At 68.5% G+C, this 23,924-nt stretch carries 21 protein-coding genes; 11 read left to right on the plus strand and 10 right to left on the minus strand.

All coding sequences use genetic code 11. The annotated features are described in order from the left end of the window. Positions 1 to 56 precede the first annotated feature (56 nt). Positions 57 to 1,022, minus strand: coding sequence for an alpha/beta hydrolase (locus ACFWPX_RS19285; RefSeq protein WP_378928553.1), 966 nt, complete (start codon positions 1,020 to 1,022; stop codon positions 57 to 59). A gap of 153 nt (positions 1,023 to 1,175) precedes the next feature. Between ACFWPX_RS19285 and mqo the strand changes: the two genes are divergently transcribed. The 6 genes from mqo to ACFWPX_RS19315 all read left to right on the plus strand — a co-directional run bounded on the left by mqo (position 1,176) and on the right by ACFWPX_RS19315 (position 8,073). After that, entirely contained in the window at positions 1,176 to 2,780 is a 1,605-nt protein-coding gene (gene mqo, locus ACFWPX_RS19290; RefSeq protein WP_378928554.1) for a malate dehydrogenase (quinone), read from the plus strand. Between the two features lie 2 nt (positions 2,781 to 2,782). Further along, on the plus strand, positions 2,783 to 3,223 hold the full coding sequence (locus tag ACFWPX_RS19295; protein ID WP_378928556.1) for a GNAT family N-acetyltransferase: 441 nt from the start codon (positions 2,783 to 2,785) through the stop codon (positions 3,221 to 3,223). 162 nt (positions 3,224 to 3,385) lie between these two features. Beyond that, the gene (locus ACFWPX_RS19300; RefSeq protein ID WP_378928621.1) at positions 3,386 to 5,479 is read left to right on the plus strand and encodes a VWA domain-containing protein; all 2,094 of its coding nucleotides are present in this window, start codon (positions 3,386 to 3,388) and stop codon (positions 5,477 to 5,479) included. A 111-nt stretch (positions 5,480 to 5,590) separates the two neighbouring features. Continuing rightward, complete coding sequence (gene cobO / locus ACFWPX_RS19305) at positions 5,591 to 6,205, plus strand: cob(I)yrinic acid a,c-diamide adenosyltransferase (RefSeq protein WP_378928557.1); 615 nt, start codon at positions 5,591 to 5,593, stop codon at positions 6,203 to 6,205. Next, the gene (locus tag ACFWPX_RS19310; RefSeq protein ID WP_378928558.1) at positions 6,199 to 7,641 is read left to right on the plus strand and encodes a cobyrinate a,c-diamide synthase; all 1,443 of its coding nucleotides are present in this window, start codon (positions 6,199 to 6,201) and stop codon (positions 7,639 to 7,641) included. Before cobO ends, ACFWPX_RS19310 begins: the two co-directional genes overlap by 7 nt. 15 nt (positions 7,642 to 7,656) lie before the next feature. Further along, complete coding sequence (locus ACFWPX_RS19315; RefSeq protein ID WP_378928559.1) at positions 7,657 to 8,073, plus strand: cobalamin biosynthesis protein; 417 nt, start codon at positions 7,657 to 7,659, stop codon at positions 8,071 to 8,073. A gap of 239 nt (positions 8,074 to 8,312) precedes the next feature. Here the strand turns inward: ACFWPX_RS19315 and ACFWPX_RS19320 are convergent, their stop codons facing one another. Next, positions 8,313 to 9,416, minus strand: a complete 1,104-nt coding sequence (locus ACFWPX_RS19320; protein ID WP_378928560.1) for a hypothetical protein — start codon at positions 9,414 to 9,416, stop codon at positions 8,313 to 8,315. A 2-nt stretch (positions 9,417 to 9,418) separates the two neighbouring features. After that, positions 9,419 to 10,549, minus strand: coding sequence for a phosphotransferase family protein (locus ACFWPX_RS19325; RefSeq protein WP_378912330.1), 1,131 nt, complete (start codon positions 10,547 to 10,549; stop codon positions 9,419 to 9,421). 201 nt (positions 10,550 to 10,750) lie between these two features. Between ACFWPX_RS19325 and ACFWPX_RS19330 the strand changes: the two genes are divergently transcribed. Continuing rightward, entirely contained in the window at positions 10,751 to 12,097 is a 1,347-nt protein-coding gene (locus tag ACFWPX_RS19330) for a DoxX family protein (RefSeq protein ID WP_378928561.1), read from the plus strand. A 16-nt stretch (positions 12,098 to 12,113) separates the two neighbouring features. On the opposite strand, the gene ACFWPX_RS19335 is transcribed toward ACFWPX_RS19330, so the two are convergent. Together ACFWPX_RS19335 and ACFWPX_RS19340 are read right to left on the minus strand one after the other, a co-directional pair. After that, complete coding sequence (locus ACFWPX_RS19335; protein ID WP_378928562.1) at positions 12,114 to 13,073, minus strand: isopenicillin N synthase family dioxygenase; 960 nt, start codon at positions 13,071 to 13,073, stop codon at positions 12,114 to 12,116. Beyond that, positions 13,070 to 13,537 (minus strand): nucleoside deaminase, encoded by a 468-nt coding sequence (locus ACFWPX_RS19340; RefSeq protein ID WP_378912327.1) that lies wholly within the window; start codon positions 13,535 to 13,537, stop codon positions 13,070 to 13,072. Before ACFWPX_RS19340 ends, ACFWPX_RS19335 begins: the two co-directional genes overlap by 4 nt. A gap of 146 nt (positions 13,538 to 13,683) precedes the next feature. Between ACFWPX_RS19340 and cobA the strand changes: the two genes are divergently transcribed. Both cobA and ACFWPX_RS19350 read left to right on the plus strand, forming a co-directional pair. Beyond that, complete coding sequence (gene cobA / locus ACFWPX_RS19345; protein WP_378912326.1) at positions 13,684 to 14,925, plus strand: uroporphyrinogen-III C-methyltransferase; 1,242 nt, start codon at positions 13,684 to 13,686, stop codon at positions 14,923 to 14,925. A gap of 78 nt (positions 14,926 to 15,003) precedes the next feature. Then, on the plus strand, positions 15,004 to 16,464 hold the full coding sequence (locus tag ACFWPX_RS19350; protein WP_378912736.1) for an MFS transporter: 1,461 nt from the start codon (positions 15,004 to 15,006) through the stop codon (positions 16,462 to 16,464). A 19-nt stretch (positions 16,465 to 16,483) separates the two neighbouring features. Here ACFWPX_RS19350 and ACFWPX_RS19355 read toward each other — a convergent pair whose 3' ends face one another. After that, positions 16,484 to 16,897: a PPOX class F420-dependent oxidoreductase gene (locus ACFWPX_RS19355; protein ID WP_378928563.1), complete on the minus strand. Its 414-nt coding sequence runs from the start codon at positions 16,895 to 16,897 to the stop codon at positions 16,484 to 16,486. 152 nt (positions 16,898 to 17,049) lie between these two features. On the opposite strand from ACFWPX_RS19355, the gene ACFWPX_RS19360 reads away from it, so the two are divergent. After that, positions 17,050 to 17,634 (plus strand): DUF1345 domain-containing protein, encoded by a 585-nt coding sequence (locus ACFWPX_RS19360; protein WP_378912324.1) that lies wholly within the window; start codon positions 17,050 to 17,052, stop codon positions 17,632 to 17,634. Positions 17,635 to 17,685: 51 nt separating this feature from the next. Here the strand turns inward: ACFWPX_RS19360 and ACFWPX_RS19365 are convergent, their stop codons facing one another. Both ACFWPX_RS19365 and ACFWPX_RS19370 read right to left on the minus strand, forming a co-directional pair. Then, the gene (locus tag ACFWPX_RS19365) at positions 17,686 to 19,023 is read right to left on the minus strand and encodes an aspartate aminotransferase family protein (RefSeq protein ID WP_378928564.1); all 1,338 of its coding nucleotides are present in this window, start codon (positions 19,021 to 19,023) and stop codon (positions 17,686 to 17,688) included. Between the two features lie 131 nt (positions 19,024 to 19,154). Beyond that, positions 19,155 to 20,645: a CoA-acylating methylmalonate-semialdehyde dehydrogenase gene (locus ACFWPX_RS19370; protein ID WP_378928565.1), complete on the minus strand. Its 1,491-nt coding sequence runs from the start codon at positions 20,643 to 20,645 to the stop codon at positions 19,155 to 19,157. Positions 20,646 to 20,755: 110 nt separating this feature from the next. On the opposite strand from ACFWPX_RS19370, the gene ACFWPX_RS19375 reads away from it, so the two are divergent. After that, positions 20,756 to 22,378: a PucR family transcriptional regulator gene (locus ACFWPX_RS19375; RefSeq protein WP_378928566.1), complete on the plus strand. Its 1,623-nt coding sequence runs from the start codon at positions 20,756 to 20,758 to the stop codon at positions 22,376 to 22,378. A 12-nt stretch (positions 22,379 to 22,390) separates the two neighbouring features. On the opposite strand, the gene ACFWPX_RS19380 is transcribed toward ACFWPX_RS19375, so the two are convergent. Together ACFWPX_RS19380 and ACFWPX_RS19385 are read right to left on the minus strand one after the other, a co-directional pair. Then, a complete protein-coding gene (locus tag ACFWPX_RS19380; RefSeq protein ID WP_378928567.1) occupies positions 22,391 to 23,239 on the minus strand; it encodes an SGNH/GDSL hydrolase family protein in 849 nt (282 codons plus the stop codon). 22 nt (positions 23,240 to 23,261) lie between these two features. Next, positions 23,262 to 23,906 (minus strand): LysE family translocator, encoded by a 645-nt coding sequence (locus ACFWPX_RS19385; protein WP_378928568.1) that lies wholly within the window; start codon positions 23,904 to 23,906, stop codon positions 23,262 to 23,264. Positions 23,907 to 23,924: the final 18 nt, after the last annotated feature.

Genomic DNA, 23,924 nt, shown 5'->3' on the forward strand with positions numbered 1-23,924 from the left:
CCCTTTTTACTCCCCCGCCCCCCACCTATATAAACACCTCTCTTTCCGTCGGCTGCTTATTTTTTTATTAAGACACAGCACCGCAACCCGGGGGGGGGGGCGCCCCCGACGGGCACTATGGCGGTGCGCTCGCCCAGGCAGCCCGCCCAGCGCTGGATCTGCTTCACATCGAGCACGGCATCGGCCACGTCGACGGCGGGGGAGTGCTCGCGGGCGAACTTGGTGATCCGTGAGCGCAGGATCAGCGCGGGCACACCGATGGTCAGGCCCTGGTGCAGGCGCGCTTGTCCTCGGCGAATGGCGCGCAGCCAACCCAGCCGCACCGGTTCACCGCTGAGCGGCTTCCAGTCCAGGTTGTAATCCCACTCACCCGCGCGGCTGTTGTGCAGGCTGTCGCCGTAAGCGGTGCTGACACCGGCGGGCAGCTGGGCGAAGGCGCGGAACCGGCCGACCGTGTTGATGACGGGGGTGCCGACGGTGCGGTAGAACGACGGTCCTTGCAGGTCGAACCAGGGACTGTTGAGGACGACCCCGACCACACCCGCCGCCGCGCTGCCACCCGCCGCCTCGAGCCGGTCCAGCCACAGCGGCACGATCAACCCACCGGTCGAATGCGCGACGATCAGCACATCGTTGCCGGTCTCCTCGCGCGCGATCCGCAGCGCCTCGCTCAGCTCGTCGTCGTAGAAAGCCAGGTCGCTGACGTAGTGCGCGCTCTGCCCGGCCCGCCGCGAACGTCCGCATTTACGCAGGTCGAGCGCATAGAACCGGTGCCCGCGCGCCGCGAAGTGCTCGGCCAGGTGCTCCTGGAAGAAGTAGTCGGTGAACCCGTGCACATAGAGCACGGTCGGCTCGACGGCCGGTGCCGTGGCATCGGGCAGATAGCGCACGAGCGTGGCCACCACCTCGCCCTCACCGTCGGGGTCGATACCGAGTGGGAGGGTCCGCTGTTGATAGGCGGTCCCGAGAACATCGGGCTGCCACTGCTCGTCGGTCCGGTCGGCGAGGGTTTCGTTCGTCACACTGCTCAATCTATCCCGGGGTCGCGGTGACGTGCAGGCTTGGTTTTCATCACATTCGGGAGGTCCGTTGCAGAAGTGTGCTCGGCTGAGGTGCACAATTGGCATCAGGTGAACGACGGGTAACCTACCTCCCGGCGATTCACCGCGAGTCGCATGAACACCGCCAAAGCGCCCGCGCCAAGCGAACTCACCCGCCGGTGGGTAGCTGAGAAGGACAAGGAAGTCGATCTACCCGTGCCGAACGCTGCGAAGAGTGAAAAGACCGATGTAGTTCTCATCGGCGCAGGCATCATGAGTGCCACGCTGGGCGCGCTGCTGCGGCAGCTACAGCCGGACTGGACGATCTCGGTGTTCGAGCGGCTCGACGCCGCCGCCGCGGAGAGCAGCGACCCGTGGAACAACGCGGGTACCGGCCACTCGGCGCTGTGCGAGCTCAACTACAGCCCCCAGAACGCCGATGGCTCGGTCGACGTGAGCAAGGCCGTCGACATCAACGAGCGCTTCCAGGTCTCGCGCCAGTTCTGGGCCTCCGCCGTCGACACCGGCGTGCTGGACGACCCCGCGGGCTTCATCAACCCCATCCCGCACGTCAGCTTCGTGCACGGCGCCGACAACGTCGACTACCTGCGCAAGCGCTACGAGGCGCTGGCGCCGCACCCGCTGTTCCGCGGGATGGAGTACATCGACACCCCCGACGAGTTCGCCGCGCGCCTGCCGCTGATGGCCAAGGGCCGCGATTTCAGCGACCCGATCGCGCTGAACTGGTCCGACGGCGGCACCGATATCGACTTCGGCGCGCTCACCAAGCAGCTGCTCGCCTACATCGGCTACTCCGGCGGCGAGATCGCCTTCGGCACCGAGGTCCGCAATCTCGACAAGCAGTCCGACGGTTCCTGGAACGTCACCGTCCGCAACCTGCGCACCTACCAGTCGCGCACCATCAACGCGAAGTTCGTCTTCGTCGGCGCCGGTGGTGGCGCGCTGCCGCTGCTGCAGAAGGCCGGCATCAAAGAGGCCAAGGGCTTCGGTGGCTTCCCGATCAGCGGCCAGTTCCTGCGCTCCACCAACCCCGAGCTGATCGCCGCCCACGAGGCCAAGGTCTACGGCAAGGCCGCAGTCGGCGCGCCGCCCATGTCGGTGCCGCACCTCGACACCCGCGTGATCAACGGCAAGAAGGGCCTGCTGTTCGGCCCGTACGCCGGCTGGACCCCCAAGTTCCTCAAGGACGGCTCCAACGCCGACCTGTTCAAGTCGATCAAGCCGAACAACATCGGTTCGCTCGTCGGCGTCGGTCTCACCGAGCTGGGTCTGACCAAGTACCTGGTCGAAGAGCTGCTCAAGTCGCAGAACGGCAAGGTGGGCGTGCTCGGGGAGTTCCTGCCGCGCGCGCAGGGCCGCGACTGGGAGCTGATCACCGCCGGGCAGCGTGTGCAGGTCATCCGTCGCAAGGGCATCGGTGGCGTGCTCGAGTTCGGCACCGCGGTCATCTCCGCAGAGGACGGCTCCATCGCCGGTCTGCTCGGTGCGTCGCCGGGTGCGTCGACCTGTGTCACCGCCATGCTCGACGTGATGCAGCGTTGCTTCCCGCAGCAGTACGCGGGCTGGACGCCGCAGCTGCAGCAGATGATCCCCTCGCTCGGACAGAAGCTGTCGGAGAACCAGGCCCTGTTCCAGGAAGTGTGGGACTGGACCAGCAAGTCGCTGAAGCTGGACGGCCACAACGCGCCCGCGCACGAGCAGATCGTGAGCTACGCGTAGGTGTGAGCGTCGAACTGAGACGGTCGTGGGCGGCGGATCTCGACGCCGCCACCCCCTACCGGCTGTTGCGACTTCGCGTTGATGTGTTCGTCGTCGAGCAAGAATGCGCCTATCCGGAGCTGGACGGGCGTGACCTGCTGGCGTCGACCCGGCATTTCTGGCTCGATGACGGCTCGGTTCTCGGCACCCTGCGCCTGCTCGAAGAGGTCGTCGACGGTGCGACCAGCTACCGCATCGGCCGGGTGTGTATCGCGCCGCTCGCTCGCAAACACGGGTACACCACCCGGCTGATGCGGGCCGCGCTGGCCGAAACCGGTTCGGCCACCGTGCGATTGGATGCCCAGTCGCACCTGGTCGATATGTACGCGAAGTTCGGTTTCGCCGTCGACGGGCCGGAGTACGACGACGACGGCATCATGCACACGCCGATGCGGCGCGGTTAGAACTCTTTCGCCGGGGTCGGCGTCCACGGGGTGCTGATGCCCGGGGGCAGGAGCCGATCACGGCCCGCATAGAGTTGGTGTGTGCCTGGTTTTGCTGATGTTGCCGCTGGTCCGCACACCGTCGCGCGTGCGGCGGGTGAGGCGGGGTTCCCGTTCTCCGCTGTGGTGGGGCAGGAGCGGCTGCAGCTGGCGTTGATCTTGTCGGCCGTGCACCCCGGGATCGGTGGGGTGCTGGTGCGGGGTGAGAAGGGCACGGCGAAGTCGACCGTGGTGCGCGCGCTCGCGCAGTTGCTGCCACCCGTGGTCGACGAGACCGGAGCCAGGCCCGCGCGGTTGGTGGAACTGCCGGTCGGCGCCACCGAGGACCGGGTCGTCGGCTCGCTGGATCTCGAGCGGGTGCTGCGCGACGGGGAACAGGCGTTCCGTCCCGGGTTGCTGGCCGCGGCCCACCACGGCGTGCTCTACGTGGACGAAGTGAACCTGCTGCACGACCATCTGGTGGACGTGCTGCTCGACGCGGCGGCGATGGGGCGGGTGCACGTCGAGCGTGACGGTGTCTCGCACTCGCATCCGGCGCGATTCGTTCTGGTCGGGACGATGAACCCCGAAGAGGGGGAGTTGCGGCCGCAGTTGCTCGACCGGTTCGGGCTCACCGTCGACGTGGCGGCCTCGCGCGAGGTCGACGTGCGGATGGCGGTGGTGCGCCGCCGCCTGGACTACGAGGCCGACCCCGCCGCGTTCGCCGCCCGCTATGTCGACGCCGATCAGGTGGTGGCCGAACGCATTCTGACCGCGCGGGACCGGTTGCCCGAAGTCGCGCTGGACAATTCGGAGCTACGCCGGATCGCGGCGCTGTGCGCGTCCTTCGATGTCGACGGGATGCGCGCCGACCTGGTTGTCGCCAGGACCGCTACCGCGCACGCGGCGTGGCGTGGACGGGATCGGGTCACCGAGGACGATGTGCGGATCGCGGCGGAACTCGCACTGCCGCATCGTCGTCGGCGAGATCCGTTCGACGAGCCGGGGATCAGCGAGCAGCAGCTCGATGAGGCGATGGACGCCGCGGCCGCTGAGGTCGAAAAGGCTTCGGGGGACCAGGAATTCGACGGTCCGCGTGGATCGGGCGATCAGGGGAGCGGCCGCAGGGTCGAGGAAGAACTCCAGGCCGACGGCAGTGATTCGGGCCGCCAAGATGGGGTGGACCCCAGTGACCCGGACGATGAGAGGTCGCGGGGCAGTGGCGGCCCGGATGGCGAAGGTCCGGATGACGAGGGGCCTGATGGTGGCCCCGACGGCGGTGGTCCCGGCGGCGGACCCGACGGATCGGGCCCGGACGGTGGGGGACCGAACGGTGCCGGTTCCGGCGACCGGTCGGACGGCTCCAGCCATGACGGCACCGGGAACGGTTCGCGACCCGGGCCCGAAAGGTTATCGGGCACACCGACTTCGGCAGCCAAGCCTGCCCCGCGCTGGGAGGTCCCCGGTATCGGCGAGGGTGCCCCCGGCCGACGTTCGCGCGCCCGGACCCGCACCGGCCGCACCGTCCGCCCCGACGCCGACCCGTCCACGGGCCTGCACCTGCTCGGCACGGTGTTCGCGGCCGCGCCGAAGCAGTTCGAGCGCGGCAGGTTCAGCGGCCCACTCGCCCTGGCGGCCGAAGACCTACGGGGCGCGTATCGCGAAGGCAGAGAAGGCAATCTGGTCGTTTTCGTCGTCGACGCGTCCGGCTCGATGGCCGCCCGTGACCGCCTCACCGCCGTGACCGGCGCCATCGTCACCCTGCTGCGCGACGCCTACCAGCGCCGCGACAAGGTGGCGGTGATCAGTGTCCGCGGCAGTGAAGCCGAACTCGTCCTGCCGCCCACCTCCTCGGTCGACATCGCCGTCCGTCGGCTTGCCGGGATGCGCACCGGCGGCAAAACGCCGCTCGCCGCGGGCCTGCTGAAGGCGCGCGAGGTGATCGCCCGCGAACATGTCCGCGACCCCCGCCGCCGCCCCATGCTGGTCCTGCTCACCGACGGCCGCGCCACCGGCGGCATCGATCCCCTCCCGCGCGCCCGCACCGCCGCCGCACTGCTGGCCGCCGAAGGCCACACCGCGATGGTCATCGACTGCGAACGCGGCATGATCCGCCTCGGCCTGGCCGCCGAACTGGCCCGCGACCTGCGCGCCCGCTACCTGCGCTTGAACGAACTCACCGGCGAGACGGTCGCCGACGTGGTCCGGGCCACCGGCCTACCCGCCCGCGCGGCGTAGAGCGTGTGAGCGCCACGGGCGCGCCCTGATAGAAATGGTGACGAACTGGCCCCGCGGCCACCGTGCGCCGCGAACACGCGCGTCAGTGCGAAAGATGACGAGGAGTGACCAGTGCCCAAAGGTGTTCCCGAGAGTGTGCCCGAGGACGGCATGACGACCCGTCAGCGGCGCAATCAGCCGGTCCTGGCCGTGCACACGGGACCGGGTAAGGGCAAGTCCACCGCGGCGTTCGGGATGGCGTTGCGAGCCTGGAATCAGGGCTTCGACGTGGCGGTCTTCCAGTTCGTGAAGAGCGCCAAGTGGAAGGTCGGCGAAGAAGCCGCGTTCCGCACCCTCGGCACCCTGCACGAGGAGACCGGTGTGGGTGGCGCGGTCGAGTGGCACAAGATGGGCGAAGGCTGGTCCTGGACCCGCAAGCACGGCACCGAGGAAGACCACGCGGCCGCCGCCCTGTCCGGCTGGCAGGAGATCTCCCGCCGCCTCGCCGCCGAACAGCACCGCTTCTACGTCCTCGACGAGTTCACCTACCCCCTCAAATGGGGCTGGGTCGACATCGACGAGGTCGTCGAAACCCTCACCAATCGTCCCGGTAACCAGCACGTGGTCATCACCGGTCGCGACGCACCCCAGGCCCTGATCGAGGCCGCCGATCTCGTCACCGAGATGACGAAGGTGAAGCACCCCATGGACGCGGGCCGCAAGGGCCAGCGCGGTATCGAATGGTGAGCGCCCCCGCCGTGGTGATCGCTGCTCCGGCATCGGGAAGCGGGAAGACCACGCTGGCCACCGGGCTGATCGGTGCGCTGCGGCGGGCCGGGCATCAGGTGGCGCCGTTCAAGGTGGGGCCCGATTACATCGATCCCGGCTATCACGGGCTCGCGGCCGGGCGGCCGGGGCGAAATCTGGATCCCGTTCTGGTGGGCGAGGATCGGGTGGTGCCGCTGTATCGGCACGGCGCGCAGGGCTGCGATATCGCGATCGTCGAGGGCGTGATGGGCCTGTTCGACGGCCGGATCGACGAGAACCGGAGCGACGCGATCGCCGAGGGTTCCACCGCACAGGTGGCCGGGCTGCTCGGGGCACCGGTGGTTCTGGTGGTCGACGCCCGCGGTCACTCCCAGAGTCTCGCAGCGCTCCTGCACGGTTTCGCCACCTACGACTCCTCGGTCCGCCTCGGCGGTGTGATCCTCAACCGCGTCGGCAGCGAACGCCACGAACAAGTCCTGCGTGCGGCCTGCGACCGCGTCGGCCTCCCTGTCCTCGGCGCCCTGCCCCGCATGGCCGAACTGGAAGTCCCCTCACGCCATCTCGGCCTCATCCCCGCCGTCGAACACGGCACCGCCGCCACCGCCGCCGTCGACGCGATGACCGAACTCGTTGCCGCTCACGTGGATCTGCGCGCGATCGTTGCCCTGGCGGGTGGCTCGGTGCAGGGTCCCGCGTGGGACCCGCAGGTCGAACTCGCCGACGCCCACCATCAATCGATCTCGTTCGATACCGCGCCGGAATCCGCTGCCGAGCCGTCGACCGCGCGCTCGGATGTTGTCTCGGGCAGGGATCCATTGATCGCGATGGCGGGCGGTCCGGCATTCACCTTCGGCTATGCCGAGCATCGAGAACTCCTGGCCGCGGCCGGCGCCCGAGTGGCGGTTTTCGATCCGCTCTCCGACGAACTCCCTTCAGAAACAGCGGGATTGGTACTTCCCGGCGGCTTTCCGGAAGAGCATGCCGGGCAGCTTTCCGCCAACGAACGCCTGCGCACCGCAGTGGCCGACGGTGCCGCGAGGGGCCTGCCGATCCACGCCGAATGCGCGGGACTGCTCTACCTCACCCGCTCCCTCGACGGCCACCAGATGGCAGGGGTCATCGACGCCGACGCCGAATTCGGCCCGCGCCTGACGCTCGGCTACCGCGACGCCGTCGCCCTGCACGACTCGGCACTGTGGCGTGCAGGGGACCGGGTGCGTGGTCACGAATTCCACCGCACCCGCCTGTCCCGCACCGGCGCGGAGAACGCTGCCTGGGGTTGGCGGACAACAAGTTCCATGACCGAAGGTGCCGTGATTCGCCAGGTGCACGCCTCCTACCTACACACCCATCCGGCGGGAAATCCCGTCGCCATCGCCCGATTCGTCAGCGCCGCAAGACGATTCGACCGCTGACGGCACACGGCGACGATGACGACCTCCGACGGCGAGCGACAACCGGCGACCGGTGATGCGCCGTCGGGTTCGGCGTCGGCCGTCGGCATCGGCGTACGGCCGGGAACCGAGGCGGAGCGGATCGTTCGCGCGGTGCGGGCGGTCGTCGGCGACACCACCATCGCCTGCTTGGCGACACTCGATCGGCGAGCGAGGGAACCCGGCATTCTTTCCGCCGCAGCGACTCTCGGTGTGGCAGTCGTGGCGTTCACCGCCGAGCAGCTGGCCGAGGTCGACACCGAGCACAGTTCGGACCGTGTATCGGCAGCGGTCGGCACCCCCAATGTCGCGGAAGCGGCGGCGCTGCTCGCGGGCGGCGGTGAACTCGTCCGAGGGAGAACAATCGTCGATGGGATAGTCGTCGCAGCGGCATCGCTATCGCGTCGACCCTGATGCCCGAATCACTTCGCTGGGCAAGATCGACCGACCGCAGTGCTGGATCCGCTAGGACCGCGCACGGCCGCGATCTGCGCGAAGCTCGCCGACCCGACCCGACCCGACCCGACCCGACCCGACCCGACCCGGCGCGGCTGCGCAAGGCTCGGGTGCACCCGGTGCGGCCGCATAAGAAAATCGGAGCCGCCGCGACCTCGTTGTCGCGGCGGCGCCTTTTCTTCTCGCGCGAAAGTCCGTCAAGGGGCGACGGAGGACCAATCGGCGAAACCTGTGGGGTCGTGGCGGCCCATGGAGGCGTGTTCGAACAGGCCCCACCCTTCGGCGTCACCGCAGCGGGCGTGGCCGATGTGGTCGATCACGCCGTAGGGGGTGCGGCCCTTGATCGCGGGGTCGGTGAGGTCGTAGGCGCTCGACAGCGACCAGTTCTCGCCCATCCAGCGGCCGTGGGTCCAGTCGGGGTCGGCGCCGTAACCACAGCCGACGTGCAGGGCGATGCCGGGACGGGATTCGACCTCGACCTCGAGCGGTTTCCCGTCGGGCGTGGTCATGTCGAGGCGCACCGACTTCGGGTGCCGGGTGCCCGGCTCGTAGGTCCAGTGCATGCGGGGCCAGCCGAGCTGTTCCTTGCGGCCGTCGTTCCAGATCCGGACGGCGTTGTTGAGCGTGCGAGTGCCGTCGGGTTCTTCCTGCACGATCACCACGATCGAGAAGTCCTGGAACCGCAGCGGCGCGTAAAGCCACCAGAAACCGTCCATGCCGGTCGGCCGACCGGCGGGATCCGGCTCACCGGAGGGCCGGATGCCCCATGACCGGTCGCGACTGCCCGTCCAGACCGCCGGGTCGACCGTGTAGTCGATGCCGTCGACGGCGAGAGTGCCCTCCCACGAGCCCAATTGGGCGAAGCGTGAGGCCTCGATGATCGGTCGCGTGCCGGACAGGATCAGGTGTGGCTGCTCCTGCACCGCGCGCTGCGCGCCGGTCCAGGTCAGGTCGAAACCGAGGTCGTCGTGCTCACAGACCACACGCAGTTTCTGCAGCGGCTCGATCACCTCGATCCGGTACCCACCGACGGCGGTGTTCAGATCCCGCGAGGTGAGCGCGTCGGAGAACCGCACGCTGCGCTGGGCGTCACCGTGGCGCACCGTCGCGAACGCGTCGACGACACCCAGATTCGGGTACACGCCGAAACCGGTGATCAGCATCGCCTCGCCCGCGGGGTCGAAGGCGTTGAAGTAGTAGCGGTCGTAGAAGTTCCGGTCGCTGGTGGCCACCCTGGCCAGCGACAACGGGGTCTGATGGACCGGGTATTCGTCCAGCGGGACGGGCATGATCGCGCTCATAGTCAGTCCCACTCGTAGGTGCCGTCGAGCAGCGCCTCGAGGCTGAGGCGATGCATCACGTAGTCGTCGAGGTCGTCGGGCACGGTGTCCTCACCGAAGTGGATCATCCGGCGCTTGATCCGTCCCATCACGATCGCGTGCCGCAGCGCGGCGTAGATGATGTAGAAGTCGAGATTCTGAACCGAATGCCCGGTCAGCTCTTCGTATTTCGCCACCACCGCGTCGCGGCGCAGGAAGTCGGGCAGGCCGGGCTGATCGAAGCGGGTGGCGATGTCCTGGAAGAAGCGGTGGATGAAGATCACCCAGCCCAGATCCAGCTCGCGCGGGCCGAAGGTGGCCATCTCCCAGTCCAGGACCGCGGCGGGGGTGAAGCCGTCGAACAGGATGTTGCCGGGGCGGGCGTCGCCCCAGTTGAGCACCTCGGGGCCGGTCTCGGCGGGCCAGTTCGCTTCCAGCCACTCGAAAGTCCGCTCGATCAGCGGGATCTCGACACCGTCGTCGGTGAGCGCCCACTTGTACCAGGCGCGCTGGGCCTCGAAATGCCTGCGCAGCGCGGAACCTTCGCCGTCGAGCGACGGGAACCGGGCAGCGATGTCGTCGATCGCGTGCACCTGCGCGATCACCTCGACGGTGGAGTCGGCGATCTGCTCGCGCTCGGCCACGGTCGCGTCGAAAACCCAGCCGAAGAACACGTACGGCGGATTGTCGGCAGGCACGCGGCCCTCGACCTTGTCCATCACGAAAAAGGGTGTGCCGAAGAGGGATTCGTCGAGTTCGAGCCAGCGCAGCGGCGGTACCGCGACATCCGACCCCGCGGCCACACCGGCCATCACCTGGTGCTGCAGCGACAGGTCATAGGACTGGAACACCGGGAACGAACCGTCCTCGGGGGCCATCCGCGCGACGAACGAACCGCTCTCGACCACACCGCCCACCGACCACTCGGCATCGAAGAGGATGGTGGTGCTCGACATGCCGCCGGTGGTCGGCTTGCTCAGGTCGGTGACCTTCGCGGGTGTGTCGGCGCCGACCCTGCCCGACAACCACTGCGACAACTGCTCGGCGAGCTCGTCGAGATCACGCTCGGTGACGGTGAGCGAGTGTTGTGCGGTGTGGTCCGGATCGTCGGACATAAGTGCGTTCCCCTTTTCGACGATTTATAACGCGTTGCAGTACTGGCGTACCGGAAGACCGTCCGGAATGTAAGCCTGGCGTCGGTGAGTGAGATTCAGGGTTGACAGGGTAAAGATCGGGGTTTTCCCGGAAGCGTCCGGAGAGGGCGCCGATTAGCTTCGGTATCAAACGATCTCGATGGGGAGGCACGGGTGTCCGCAGTGACCACGGAGCGTACGCACGACGAAATAGCGAGCGCACCGCCACCGGCTCCGACCTGGCATCCGGTCACCCGGCTCGCGTTCCGTTTCAGTGTCGCCTACCTCGGTCTGTTCTGTTTGTGGATGGCCCAGATCACCTTCGTCTTCCTCGGCGTCTTCGCGCTGTGGTTGCCCGAGGAGGTCATGCTCTGGCAGATGATCGCGCTCGAGCCGGTGAGCGGCTGGATCGGCGAGCATGTGTTCGGGGTGCAGGCCGAGCTGGCCATGAACGGCAGCGGTGACCAGGCGGCGATCTGGATTCAGTGCGGACTGCTCCTGGTGGTCGCGGTGCTGATCACGGTGGTGTGGTCGGTGCTGGACCGGCGCAGGCGCGCGTATCCACGGCTGCTGAGCTGGTTTCTCACCGCGATGAGGTTGTTCGCGGGCGGGCAGATGCTGTTCTACGGTTTCGCGAAGCTGATCCCGACGCAGATGCCGGAACCCTCGCTGATCGTCCTGCTCACTCGCGTCGGTGATCTGACACCGATGGCGATGTTGTGGACGCAAGTCGGATCCTCACCCGCCTACGAGATCGCGCTTGGCGCGGCCGAAGTACTCGCGGGGCTGCTGCTGTTCTGGCCGCGCACGGCGACGCTGGGCGCCATGCTGAGCGTGATCAGCATGGCGCAGGTGTTCCTGCTCAACCTCGCCTTCGACGTCCCGGTGAAGATGCTGGCCGGGCACCTGCTGCTGATCGGGCTGGTGCTGCTCGCCCCGCAAGCCCGCAGGCTGGCGAATGTTCTCGTGCTGGAACGAGATTCGGGACCGGCTGTGCAACCACCGCTGTTCTCGTCCCGGCGGGCGAACCGGTGGGCCGCCGTGGTGCAAGTCGCGGTCGGGCTGTGGATCACCGTGGGGATGATCTATGCCGGGACGGAGAGCTGGCGCGAATACGGCGGCGGCGCACCGAAACCCGAGCTCTACGGCATCTGGGAAGTCGGCGAGTTCAGCGTCGAAGGGGCCCCGGTCCCGCCGCTCACCACCGATCCGGTGCGCTGGCAACGCCTCGTCATCGACGTGGGCTCGGCGGGCTACCAGCGGATGGACGACACCATCGTGCCGGTGCTGGCCACGACCGACTCGGCGGCGAACACGATGACGCTCGCCGCGGCACCCACCGGCCCCGATGAAACCCCCGCGCCCTACGCGACATTCACCATCGAGCGGGCCTCCGACGACATGCTGACCCTTCGCGGTGAACTCGACGGCCGCCCCGCCGCGGTCACCCTCACCCGTACCGACCTCGAGCGCTTCCCGTTGCGCGGCACGGAATTCCGCTGGGTACAGAACCAGCCGTACTTCGGATGATCTCGCGCCCGGGGTGTCAGCCGATGGTGATGGCGTCCAACCGGATACGCAGGAAATCGGCCGATACCACCGGCGGCCCCTGCTCCACCAGCCCGATCGGCGGGGCGAGCGGAGTCACCACCGCGTCGTGGTCGAGCTCGTAGAAGTAGATGAGCGAGACCAGGTCCTCCTCGGGTGCGTCGGGCTGCGGCGGCAGCACGCGATGGCGGCCCGACGGCCAGCGCGCACCGCTCCAATAGGCGAGCAGGTCACCGATATTCACGGTCAGCGCCGCCGGATCGTAGGGAGCGTCGGCCCACCCTTCGGCCTCGGTGTACACCTGCAACCCGCCCGCGCCGGGCTCGCGGTCCAGCACGGTGACGGTGCCGAAATCGGTGTGCGGGCCGATCCGGAACTGGCCGGGCTCCGGCGCGCCGACGTCGGTCAGCGGGGGATAGTGGTTGATATTGCAGGTCCAGGTCGGCAGTGCGGCCAGGTCGGCGAACGGGTTGGCCGGTAGGGCGAGTGCCGCGGCGAACAGGGCGAGCAGTTCGTCGGACAGGGTGCGCATGGCGGCGGTGTACTCGGTGAGCAGTGCGCGCAGCTCCACCACCTCGGCGGGCCAGACATTGGGCAGGAACCACATCCGGTCGACCGCCGGATCGCCCGTCGCGGTGTCGGCGCCGACGGCGAAGGTCTCCTTGAGATCGGGCGGGGTCTCGGTGCCCTCGGCGTAACCGTTGGCCTCGCGCCCGGGACCGATCCAGCCGCGGCCGCCGACCGTCACCGCGTACCGCTGCTTCACCTCGTCGGGCAGCGCGAAGAACCGGCGTGCGGCCGCCCGGACCGCGCCGGGCAACGCGGGATCGATGCCGTGACCGTGGACCAGGAGGAACCCCGCCCGGCGCAGGCCTTCGTCGACCTCGTGTTCCACGGCCCGCGCCGCGTCGCCGCCCGCGCGCCAGCTGGCCAGATCGACCGAGGCGATGCCGCTCATGCGGGTGTCTCCTTCGTCGGTGCGACACCGATGTCCTCGAACCACAGGTCGGGGCGCTCGGCGATGAAGTCGGTCATCAGCGACACACAGCGCGGGTCGTCGAGGACGATCACCTTCACCCCGTGTTCGGCCAGCCAGTCGTGGCCGCCGTGGAAGGTCCGCGCCTCGCCGATGATCACGGTGCCGATCCCGAACTGGCGGACCAGCCCGCTGCAGTACCAGCACGGGGACAGCGTGGTGACCATGATCGTCGGCCGGTAGTCGCGGCGGCGGCCCGCGGCGCGGAAGGCATCGGTTTCGGCGTGCACGCTCGGGTCGTCGTTCTGGACGCGGCGATTGTGGCCGCGGCCGAGCAGGGTGCCGTCGGCGTCGAACAGGGCGGCGCCGATGGGGACACCACCCTCGGCCAGCCCGAGCAGGGCTTCGTCGTAGGCCACGTCCAGGAGTGCGTGCGGCTGGGTCATGGCCTCCACTGTCCTACCTGCCGGCACTGAGCGCACACCGCGCCGCGACATGATGAGCGGAAGCGGGGGCTGCACCGTCGATCCGCGATGTGTCTGTCGGCGGGTGCGTTCGGGCCGCGGCGAGCCAGGAACTAGGCTGGGACACTGTGCCGAACACCGCTGACACCGCATCGACCCCGCCCGCAGGCGACCCGAACTACCTGGTCGGGCTCGATCTTCGTGGACGCAGAGTAGTCGTGGTCGGCGGCGGCACCGTTGCCCAGCGCCGACTCGGGCTGCTCGTGGCCGCCGGTGCGGATGTGCACGTGATCAGCCGCGCGGTCACTCCGGCTGTCGAGGGCATGGCTACGGCGGGGCAACTCGGCGTCGAACTGCGCGCCTACGCCGACGGCGATCTCGACGGCGCCTGGTACGCGATGGCCTGCACCGACGAACCAGAGACCAACGCCGCCGTGGTTGCCGAAGCCACCGCAAAGCGCATCTTCTGCGTCCGCGCCGACATCGCCCGTGACGGCACCGCGGTCACCCCCGCGACCGCCCGCTACGACGGGCTGTCGCTCGGCGTACTCGCCGGCGGCGCGCACCGTCGCTCGGCCGCGGTGCGCAACGGTCTGCTCGAAGCGCTGCAATCCGGTGTGGTGACCGATGATTCGGAACCCGTGCCCCCCGGCGTCGCGCTCGTCGGCGGCGGCCCCGGCGATCCCGACCTGATCACCGTGCGTGGTCGCAGGCTGCTCGCGCGCGCCGATCTGGTCGTCGCCGATCGGCTCGCCCCGCCGGAGCTGCTCGCCGAACTCGGCCCGCACGTCGAGGTGATCGACGCCGCCAAGATCCCGTACGGCCGGTCGATGGCGCAGGAGGCGATCAATCTCGCGCTCGTGGAGGGTTTCAAGGCGGGCAAGTTCGTGGTCCGGCTCAAGGGCGGCGACCCGTATGTGTTCGGCCGTGGGTACGAGGAACTCGAGGCGTGCACCGCGGCCGGTATCCCGGTGACGGTGGTGCCCGGCGTGACCAGTCCGATCTCGGTCCCCGGCGCGGCAGGTATCCCGGTGACCCATCGCGGGGTGACCCACGAGTTCGTCGTCGTGAGCGGACACGTCGCCCCCGAGCACCCCGATTCGCTCGTCGACTGGTCGGCGCTGGCCAAACTGCGCGGCACCATCGTGCTGATGATGGCGGTCGAGCGGATCGACAAGTTCGCCGCCGCCCTGCTCGAAGGCGGTCGCCCGGCCGATACACCCGCCGCGGTCATCCAGGAGGGCACACTGCGCACCCAGCGCGTGGTGCGTGCCGACCTCGCCACGGTCGCCGACCGGGTCAAGGAAGAGGGCATCCGCCCGCCAGCGATCATCGTCATCGGTCCCACGGCGGGCTTCGGCCTCGACTAGCTTCACCGACGGCGCGCCCACTCGTTGCCGGTGCGCCAATTACACTGCCTGACTGTGCTCGATAAACCCGCTGCGACGATGCAGTATCCGGTGAAGCAGCGGGCGTTCGGCCTGGCCATCCTCGTGCTGAGCGGTCTGCAGTTCATGGTTGTGCTGGACGGCACCGTCGTGATCTTCGCGCTGCCGCGCCTGCAGCAGGACATGGGGCTGTCCAGTTCGGGTAGCGCTTGGACGGTGACTGCCTACGGTCTCACCTTCGCGGGGTTGATGCTGCTCGGCGGCAGGCTCGGCGACGCGTTCGGCCGCAAACGCATGCTGATCTACGGCGTCGGCCTGTTCACCGCGGCCTCGCTGGCGTGCGGTCTGGCCAACGGCGAGGCGATGCTGCTGATCTCGCGCGCCCTCCAGGGCGCGGGCGCCGCGATCGCGGCACCGACCGCGTTCGCATTGGTCGCGACGACATTCGCACCCGGACCTGCCAGGAATCAGGCGATCGCGATCGTCGGCTCGATGGCCGGCATCGGTTCGGTCGGTGGTCTCATCGTCGGTGGTGCGCTGACCGAGGTCGGGTGGCGTTGGATCTTCCTGATCAACGTCCCGATCGGCGCGCTCATCGTGCTCGGCGCGATCTACACGCTCACCGACACCGCCCACCACCGCACCCCGCTCGACATCAAGGGCGCGATCCTGGGCACCCTGGCCTGCGCGACGATCGTGTTCGGCGCTACCGAAGGCCCGGCCATGGGCTGGACGAGCCCACTGATCCTCGGTTCGCTGATCGGCGGTTTCGTCCTGCTGGTGGTCTTCGTCCTCGCCGAGCGCCGCGAATCCGATCCGCTGCTGCCGTGGTCGCTGTTCGACAGCCGCGACCGGGTCGCCACCTTCGTCCTGATCTTCCTGGCCGGTGCGGTGCTCGGCGCGATGACGTTCTTCGTCGCCCAACTGCTGCAGAACGTGCTCGGCTACAGCCCGCTGCTGGCCGGTGTCGCCTCGATCCCGTTCACCATCGGCATCGGCGTCGGCGGTGCCGTGGCGTCCAAGGCCGCGTTGGTGATCGCGCCGCGCTGGTTGCTCGCTGCCGCGGCGGTGGTGCTCGCCGCGGGCCTGCTGTTCGGGTCGACGCTGGACCGGCACGTGCAGTACCTGCCGACCCTGTTGCCGCTGCTGCTGGTGATCGGCTTCGGCGTCGGGGTGGCGATCGTGCTCGCTCCGCTCTGCGTGCTGGTCGGGGTTCCGCCGTCGAACATCGGCCCGCTCTCGGCGGTGGGCCAGATGTTCATGAGCTTGGCGACGCCGATCGCGATCGGTCTGCTCAGCCCGATCGCGGCGTCGCGCACGCTGTCTCTCGGTGGCAGCGACGCCCCCGGTGCGAACAAGACGCCCGCTCAGATCGAGGCCCTCAACAGCGGCTATACGCTGGTGCTGTTCATCTGCGCGGTCATTGCCGCCGCCGCCGCGCTCGTCGCACTCACCGTGCGCTACAGCCCGCAACAGCTGGTGCAGGCGCAGCACGCGCAGGAAGAGGCCCAGCGGAGCTGACCTCCGCCGGGCGCGCGACTCACAAGCGTCCGGTGATCTTGGTCGGGGTGACGCGGATGACGACTCGTTCGGCATCGTTCACCGATGCCGGGTTGAACTCGCGATACGGCTTGCCGGTGTATTTGAGCGACATCTCGTCCGGCAGCGCCCGTTCGGGATCCGGTGTGGTGGTAGCGGTTCCGCGGACCTCGGCATAGAGGAACGGCCGTTCCGGCGGGTTCACCATCACGGTGATCCGCGGGTCGCGCACCAGGTTCCTGGCCTGCTGCCGTGAGACGGTGGTGGAGAACAGCAGATCATCGCCCTCGCGTTTGATCCAGACCACGGTCAGATGCGGATGCCCGTTGGGCCCGACCGTGGCGACGGTCGCGTAGACCTTCTCCTCGTCGAGGTAGGACTTCAGCTCGTCGGAAAGCACTGCGGTATCGGTCACGCTCTTCGACAACGCCTGGTCCGGTCCGGGAATTCCGGCGCCGATCCGATCCGGTAGCCGGGCGGCGTCTCTCGTTCAGGTGGGTCGATGCCGACTTCCCCGGCGGCGCGGTGTCGGTGGGTCCGCGTCGCGGCGTGGTAGACGTTGCGGCCATGAGTCGCACGGTGGTGTGGGTACTGGAACTGGGGCTGACCGCCCTCGGCGTCGTCTGGCTGCTGCTGTTCTCGTGGACCAGCGGCGGGATCGGCCTGCTGCTGGTCTGGAATCTCTTCGCGGTGGCCTATGTCGCGGCAGGATGGCTGCTGCTGCACCGCGACCTGCCCGACGACTCCGTCGAGTGGATCGGTCCACGCTGGTACACAACCACTTTCGCGATGGTGGCCAGCGGCGCCGGGCTGGCGGCGGGGATGATCATGATCGGTTCCCGCGACAGCGAGGCCGACAATGCTGTCGCGGCGGCCACGGTGCTGATGTCGTGGTTGCTCCTGCACACCGCGTTCGCGCAGATCTACGCGCAGGCCCAGTTCGCCGACGGGGGACTGCGGTTCCCGGAGTGCCCGGTGCCGCAGCTGGCGGAGTTCGTGTACTTCTCGTTCACCATCGGCACCTCGTTCGCGGTGTCGGATGTGACGGTGGTGAATCGGTCGATGCGTCGGCGCGTCACCGCTCACGCCGTGCTGAGCTTCTTCTTCAACGCTGCCGTCGTCGCCATCGCGATCGACTGGCTGAAGGGGTAGCGACGGGGAATCACGCACGCGGCGGGCGCATTACGCCCGCCGCGTGCCGGGTCAGACTGTGTGCGCGTCGGCGACGGTGAGTGCCTGGTCGAGGATGGCGAGCCCTTCCTTGGTCTCGGCTTCGGTGATCACACAGGGCGGGACCACGTGCAGGCGGTTGAAGTTGACGAACGGCAGCAGGCCGCCGGCGCGGCAGGCGGCGACCAGTTCGTTCATCGCGGGGCTGGTGCCGCCGTAGGGGGCGAGCGGTTCGCGGGTGGTGCGGTCGCGGACCAGTTCCAGTGCCCAGAAGACGCCGAGCCCGCGGACTTCACCGATGCTCGGATGCCGTTGCGCCAGTTCGCGAAGGCCGGGTCCGATGACCTTCGCCCCGATGTCGGCGGCGTTCTCGACGATGCGCTCTTCGGTCATCGCGTTGATCGTCGCGACGGCCGCGGCGGTGGCGAGGGGATGGCCCGAGTAGGTGAGCCCGCCGGGATATGCCCGGTTGGCGAAGGTCGCCGCGATGGCCGCGCTGATCGCCACGCCACCGAGCGGGACATAACCGGAGTTCACACCCTTGGCGAAGGTGATCAGATCGGGCACGACATCGAAATTGTCGATGGCGAACCACTTTCCGGTCCGCCCGAAGCCCGACATCACCTCATCGGCGATGAACACGATGCCGTGCTTGTCGCACAGTTCGCGCACCCCACGCATGTACTCCGGGGTCGGCACCATGATGCCCGCGGTGCCCGGCACCGACTCCAGGACGATCGCGGCGATGGTGGCCGGACCTTCCATCTCGATGGTGCGCGAAAGGTGCTCCAGTGCGCGCTCGGTTTCCTGCGCCTCGTCGGTGGCATGGAATTCCGAGCGGTACAGGAACGGACCGAAGAAGTGCACGGTGCCGGTGTTGCCGTGGTCGTTGGGCCAGCGGCGCGGGTCGCCGGTGAGGTTCACCGCGGTCTCGGTGCCGCCGTGGTAGGAGCGGTAACGCGAGAGCACCTTGTAGCGGCCGGTGTGCAGTCGCGCCATCCGGACGGCGTGCTCGACCGCGTCGGCGCCGCCGTTGGTGAAGAAGATCGTGTCGAGGTCACCGGGAGTGCGTTCGCTGATCAGGCGGGCGGCCTCGGAGCGCGCGTCGTTGGCGAAGTGCGGTGCGACAGTACACAGTGTGGCCGCCTGCTCCTGGATCGCGGCGACGACCTTCGGATGCTGGTGGCCGATATTGGTGTTCACCATCATCGAGGAGAAGTCGAGCAGGCGATTGCCCTCACCGTCCCACACGTAGCAACCCTCGGCGGCGGTGAGCACCGTCGGTGTGAGAGCCGCTTGCGCGGACCAGGAATGGAAGACATGGCGGCGGTCGAGTTCGTAGGCGCGAGCGGCCTCGTCGGAAAGCGTCATCGTGAGTCTCCTGTTTTCTTGGCGGCTGGCGCCGCAGTTCCCGACCCTGTAACCCCGACTCTTCCCTCCCTACGGGTACTCCTTCGTCGCACCCTCCGGTCAGTCCAGAGTCGGGGGCGGGTCGAGAACGGTTACTTGTTCTGCGGGAAGCCGAGTTCCAGCCCACCGTGGCTGGGGTCGAGCCAGCGGGCGGTGACCGCCTTGGTGCGGGTGAAGAAGTGCACGCCGTCGGTGCCGTGCGCGTGCGAGTCGCCGAACAGGGAGTTCTTCCAGCCGCCGAAACTGAAGTAGGCCATCGGCACCGGGATCGGGACGTTGATGCCGACCATACCCACCTCCACCTCGTGCTGGAATCGGCGTCCCGCGCCGCCGTCGTTGGTGAAGATGGCGGTGCCGTTGCCGTAGCGGTTCGCGTTGATCAGTGCCACCGCCTCCTCGTAGGTGCCGACCCGCACGACCGACAGCACAGGGCCGAAGATCTCGTCGGTGTAGACGCTCATGGTGGGCGTGACTTCGTCGAGAATCGTCGGGCCGAGCCAGAATCCGTCCGGCGCACCGTCGACGGTGAGGTTGCGACCGTCGAGAACCACACGGGCACCGGCGCTTTCGCCCGCGTCGATATACTCGGCCACCCGGTCCCGGTGCGCGCGGGTGATCAGCGGGCCCATCTCGGCACCGCTGGTGCCGTCGCCGGTGACGATGCTCGCGGCCCGCTCACTGATCTTGGCGATCAGTTCGTCGGCCACCCCACCGACGGCCACGACCACGCTGATCGCCATGCACCGCTCACCCGCCGATCCGAAACCGGCATTCACGGCGGCATCGGCGGCCAGGTCGAGATCGGCGTCGGGCAGCACCACCATGTGGTTCTTCGCGCCGCCGAGCGCCTGCACCCGCTTGCCCGCCACGGTTCCGCGCTGGTAGACGTACTTGGCGATCGGGGTAGAGCCGACGAACGACACCGCCTTGATCCCCGGGTTGTCCAGGAGTTCGTCGACGGCGACCTTGTCACCCTGCACGACGTTGAACACACCGTCGGGCAGCCCGGCCTCCTGCCACAGCCGCGCCAGCCACAGCGCCGCCGACGGATCCTTCTCGCTCGGCTTGAGCACCACCGTGTTGCCCGCGCCGATCGCGAGGGGGAAGAACCACATCGGCACCATGGCGGGGAAATTGAACGGTGCGATGATCGCGACCGGGCCGAGCGGCTGACGGATCGAGTAGATGTCGACCTCGGTCGAGGCGTTCTCGGTGAACCCGCCCTTGAGCAGATGCGGAATGCCACAGGCGAATTCGACGACCTCGAGACCACGGGTCACCTCGCCGAGCGCGTCGGCGGCCACTTTGCCGTGTTCGGCCGTGACGATCGCGGCCAGTTCCGTTCGGCGTTCGGCGAGCAGCTCACGGAACCGGAACAGCACCTGGGTGCGGCGCGTGAGCGAGGTGTCACGCCAGGACGCGAAGGCCACCGTCGCGGCGTCGATCGCGGCGCGGGTATCGGCCACATTCGCCAGCGCCAGCTCCCCGGTGACGACACCGGTGGCGGGATTGGTCACCGGCGCGGTGGACTCGCTGGTACCGCTCACCGATTTGCCGTCTATCCAATGGCCGATGGACTGCATGGATGCCTCGTTTCGCCCCAGTGGTGTGATGCTTCCACCCTGGTCTATCCCGAGGTCGGTGCGGGGCGACGATTTGTACACAATTCCGGGATTCGTATTACGATTCGTCAGTGCTGTTGACCGTGTCCGATGTGCTCGCGACGCCGGTGATGCAAGCCGGGCAACCCGAGGTCATCTGTGCCGCGAACCTGGACCGGCCGGTGCGCTGGGTGCATGTCAGCGACCAGGCCTCGGTGGCCGACCTCCTGGTCGGCTCGGAGTTGATCCTGACCACCGGGCAGGCACTCGCCGCTCCCGAGCAGGCGCGGATCGCCTACCTGCGATCCCTGTCCGCCGCCGGTATCGCGGGACTGGTCGTGGAACTCGGCAGCTATGTGAGTGAACTCGGTCCTGTCGTCGCCGCCACGGCCGCCGAACTCGGGCTGCCGGTGATCGTGCTGCATCGGGTGACCCGCTTCGTGGAGATCACCGAAGCCGTCCACCGGGCGATCGTCGCCGACCAGTACGCCGAACTCGAGTTCGCGCGCACGGTGCACGAGACCTTCACCGAGCTGAGTGTGCGCCGCGCCGCGCTGGCCGAGATCGTGCAGACCGCCGCGAGCATGCTCGACGCGTCGGTGGTGCTGGAAGACCTCTCGCATCGAGTGCTGGCAGCCACTGCCCGCCACATCAGTTCGGCTGCGCTGCTCGAGGATTGGGAGTCGATGTCGCGGCTGCTGCCCGACGGGTCCGGCGTGGTCGGCGTCGGCCCGCACACACAGCGCTGGGGCAGGCTGATCCTGCGCACCGGCCGTGCCCATACCGCGCGGGTCGCCATGGTGCTCGAACGCGCCGCGCAAACCATCACCCTGCACCGGATGATCGACAAGGACCGCTTCGGGCTGCACCGGCAGGCACAGACCGGCCTGATCGCCGACCTGGTGGAAGGGCGGGTCACCGACGAGCGCGACGCACAGGCGCGCGCTGCCGCCCTCGGGCTGCACCGGCGTGCCCGCTACGTGCCGCTGGCGATCGAGATCGACACCGAGTCGACGACGGATCCGGTGGCGGCGCAACGACGGAGCGAGTCGATCGTCGAAGCGGTGACGCACGCTCTCGGCCTGGCCGACGCGTCGGCGCTCAGCGCGGCCGAACACCGGCGAACGCGCGGTGGTACCGACGGGGAGCAGGTCACCGTCATCCTCGCGGTGTCGCGCGGCGGCGATGTCGATGATCGTCTGGTACCGGTGTGTTCCGCGGTACTGGCCGAGATCCGCCGGGTCGAGGGCGTGCGTCGTGCGGTCATCGGTGCCGGCGCCGATTCCGATTCTCTGCTCGATACCGCGGGCAGGCTCGCGCACGCGGCGGGTGTTGCCGAGGTGGCCAAGTCGATGACGACGGTGCCGAGCCGAATGTTCTTCCGCAGCGCCGATATTCGCCTGCGCGGCCTGCTCTCGTCGATCCGCGACGAGCCGGGCGTGCAGAGCTTCGCCGAGGCCGAACTCGGCGCGCTCCTGCGCTACGACATCCGCCACACCGCCGACCTCACCGGCACCCTGCGCCGCTTCCTCGACCTGGCGGGCAACAAGACCGAACTCGCCAAGGCACTCGCGATCAGCCGACCCACCCTCTACGACCGTCTCGACCGCATCGAACGCATCCTCGCTGTCGACCTCGACGACGGTGAATCGCGCACCTCCCTGCACGCCGCGCTGCTCGTGCGCGACCTCACCGCGGGCGGCGACAAGCTCTAGACCGCGGCGAGGTCAGCGGGCGAGGACTCCGGCCGATTCGACGGCGGCGACGATCAGGTCCGCGACGCCGCGCTGCCCGGCGAGGGTGGGGTGATAGGGGAGCAGGGTCTGATCGGCCAGAATCGGATCGAACCAGCGGGTCGCCGGGGCGGCGCACATCCCGAACTCGCGCGAGGCGGCGACGGTATCGATGTACACGGCGCCGTGGGCGGCGGCCGCCCGCGCGACGACGGTGTTGAGGCGTTCGAACTTGGACTGGATGTAGGCGGCATCGGCGGGGAGCAGGCCGAGCATGGCCGGGCAGCTGGTGTTCGTGAGGTAGGTGGGCCAGCCGTCGACGAAGACGGTCGCGTTGGGCGCGAGCCGGGTGATGTCGGCCAGTGCGGCGGCGTAGGCGGGCGCGATCGCGTCGATCTTGTTGTCCCACTCCGGATCCGCTTCGGCGGCGCACCCACCGCTGAGTGCTCCCGCATGACAATGGCCGAGGATGTATTCGGTCATGTCGGCATCGTTGGCGCCCATGTGCAGCGTGACGATCTCGGTGGCGGGACCGAGCGCGTCGAACTGCGGGGCGATCCCCGCGCCCTGCGAGGTGTACAGATCAGGAATCTTCGCCGAGCTGCAGGTCCGGTCGTCCAGCGCCAGCCCGAGCCTCTCGGCGACCAGTTTCGGTGCGTTGGAGGTGGAACGGACGCAGCGCAGCGGTGCGGCGAGGTCGAGATCGACCGCACCCGTCGTGGCCGCCCCGGAATCACCGAGCGCGACGTAGACGGCACCCGGTCGCGGCTCGGCCTGCGCCACGGCGTGCGTCGACACCGAGAACATCAGCGCTACAGCACCGGCGAGCAGCAAGCTCTTCATCGAACATCCTGACGGTCGTAGTTCAGTCTTTGCGGCCGGTGAGAGCCAGCGACGTGCCGAGCCCGATCATAACCAGGCCACTGGTACCGCCGACGGCGGCGAGGCGGCGCGGTGACCGGGCGAACCAGGACCGCGCCGACCCCGCCACGAGCGCCCAGAGCGAGTCGAAGATCAGGCCGAACACCGGGATGCAGAGCCCGAGGATCAGCATCTGTTGTGGCACCGAACCGCGTGTGGTGTCCACGAACTGGGGCAGCAGCGCCGCCAGGAAGACAATGGTTTTCGGGTTGGCGGCGCCGACGATCAAACCGTCCCGGAACGCCGTCATCGGACTGTGGAAATCCACGTTCTGTTCGGCATGAAAGGCCGTCCGCAGCGCGCCGCGATGCCGAATCGCCTGCACACCGAGATAGACCAGATAGGCGGCCCCGACGAGTTTGATCGCGGTGAACACCGCCGCCGACGCGGCCACCACCGCGCCCAATCCGAACGCGACAGCGACAACCTGTCCGTACACCCCGACCGAATTGCCCAGCACGGTCATCAGCGCCGATCGCCGTCCGACGGTGAGCGCACGGCCGATAGTGAACAAGACGCTCGGCCCTGGCACGATCACCAGCAGAAACGCCAAACCCGCGAACGACGCCAGATGAGCCGAAGACACCATCGCCCCACGTTATCCGGC

It is taken from the genome of Nocardia sp. NPDC058518 (assembly GCF_042719655.1).
Classification (GTDB): Bacteria; Actinomycetota; Actinomycetes; order Mycobacteriales; family Mycobacteriaceae; genus Nocardia.

What these genes read in the sequence shown, in the direction of transcription:
- mqo (WP_378928554.1), top strand. Translation starts at nt 1,176, where the DNA reads ATGAACACCGCCAAAGCGCCCGCGCCAAGCGAACTCACCCGCCGGTGG.
- ACFWPX_RS19310 (WP_378928558.1), top strand. Translation starts at nt 6,199, where the DNA reads ATGGTGAGCGCCCCCGCCGTGGTGATCGCTGCTCCGGCATCGGGAAGC.
- ACFWPX_RS19315 (WP_378928559.1), top strand. Translation starts at nt 7,657, where the DNA reads ATGACGACCTCCGACGGCGAGCGACAACCGGCGACCGGTGATGCGCCG.
- ACFWPX_RS19320 (WP_378928560.1), bottom strand. Translation starts at nt 9,416, where the DNA reads ATGAGCGCGATCATGCCCGTCCCGCTGGACGAATACCCGGTCCATCAG.
- ACFWPX_RS19325 (WP_378912330.1), bottom strand. Translation starts at nt 10,549, where the DNA reads ATGTCCGACGATCCGGACCACACCGCACAACACTCGCTCACCGTCACC.
- ACFWPX_RS19335 (WP_378928562.1), bottom strand. Translation starts at nt 13,073, where the DNA reads ATGAGCGGCATCGCCTCGGTCGATCTGGCCAGCTGGCGCGCGGGCGGC.
- ACFWPX_RS19340 (WP_378912327.1), bottom strand. Translation starts at nt 13,537, where the DNA reads ATGACCCAGCCGCACGCACTCCTGGACGTGGCCTACGACGAAGCCCTG.
- ACFWPX_RS19350 (WP_378912736.1), top strand. Translation starts at nt 15,004, where the DNA reads ATGCAGTATCCGGTGAAGCAGCGGGCGTTCGGCCTGGCCATCCTCGTG.
- ACFWPX_RS19360 (WP_378912324.1), top strand. Translation starts at nt 17,050, where the DNA reads ATGAGTCGCACGGTGGTGTGGGTACTGGAACTGGGGCTGACCGCCCTC.
- ACFWPX_RS19365 (WP_378928564.1), bottom strand. Translation starts at nt 19,023, where the DNA reads ATGACGCTTTCCGACGAGGCCGCTCGCGCCTACGAACTCGACCGCCGC.
- ACFWPX_RS19370 (WP_378928565.1), bottom strand. Translation starts at nt 20,645, where the DNA reads ATGCAGTCCATCGGCCATTGGATAGACGGCAAATCGGTGAGCGGTACC.
- ACFWPX_RS19380 (WP_378928567.1), bottom strand. Translation starts at nt 23,239, where the DNA reads ATGAAGAGCTTGCTGCTCGCCGGTGCTGTAGCGCTGATGTTCTCGGTG.
- ACFWPX_RS19385 (WP_378928568.1), bottom strand. Translation starts at nt 23,906, where the DNA reads ATGGTGTCTTCGGCTCATCTGGCGTCGTTCGCGGGTTTGGCGTTTCTG.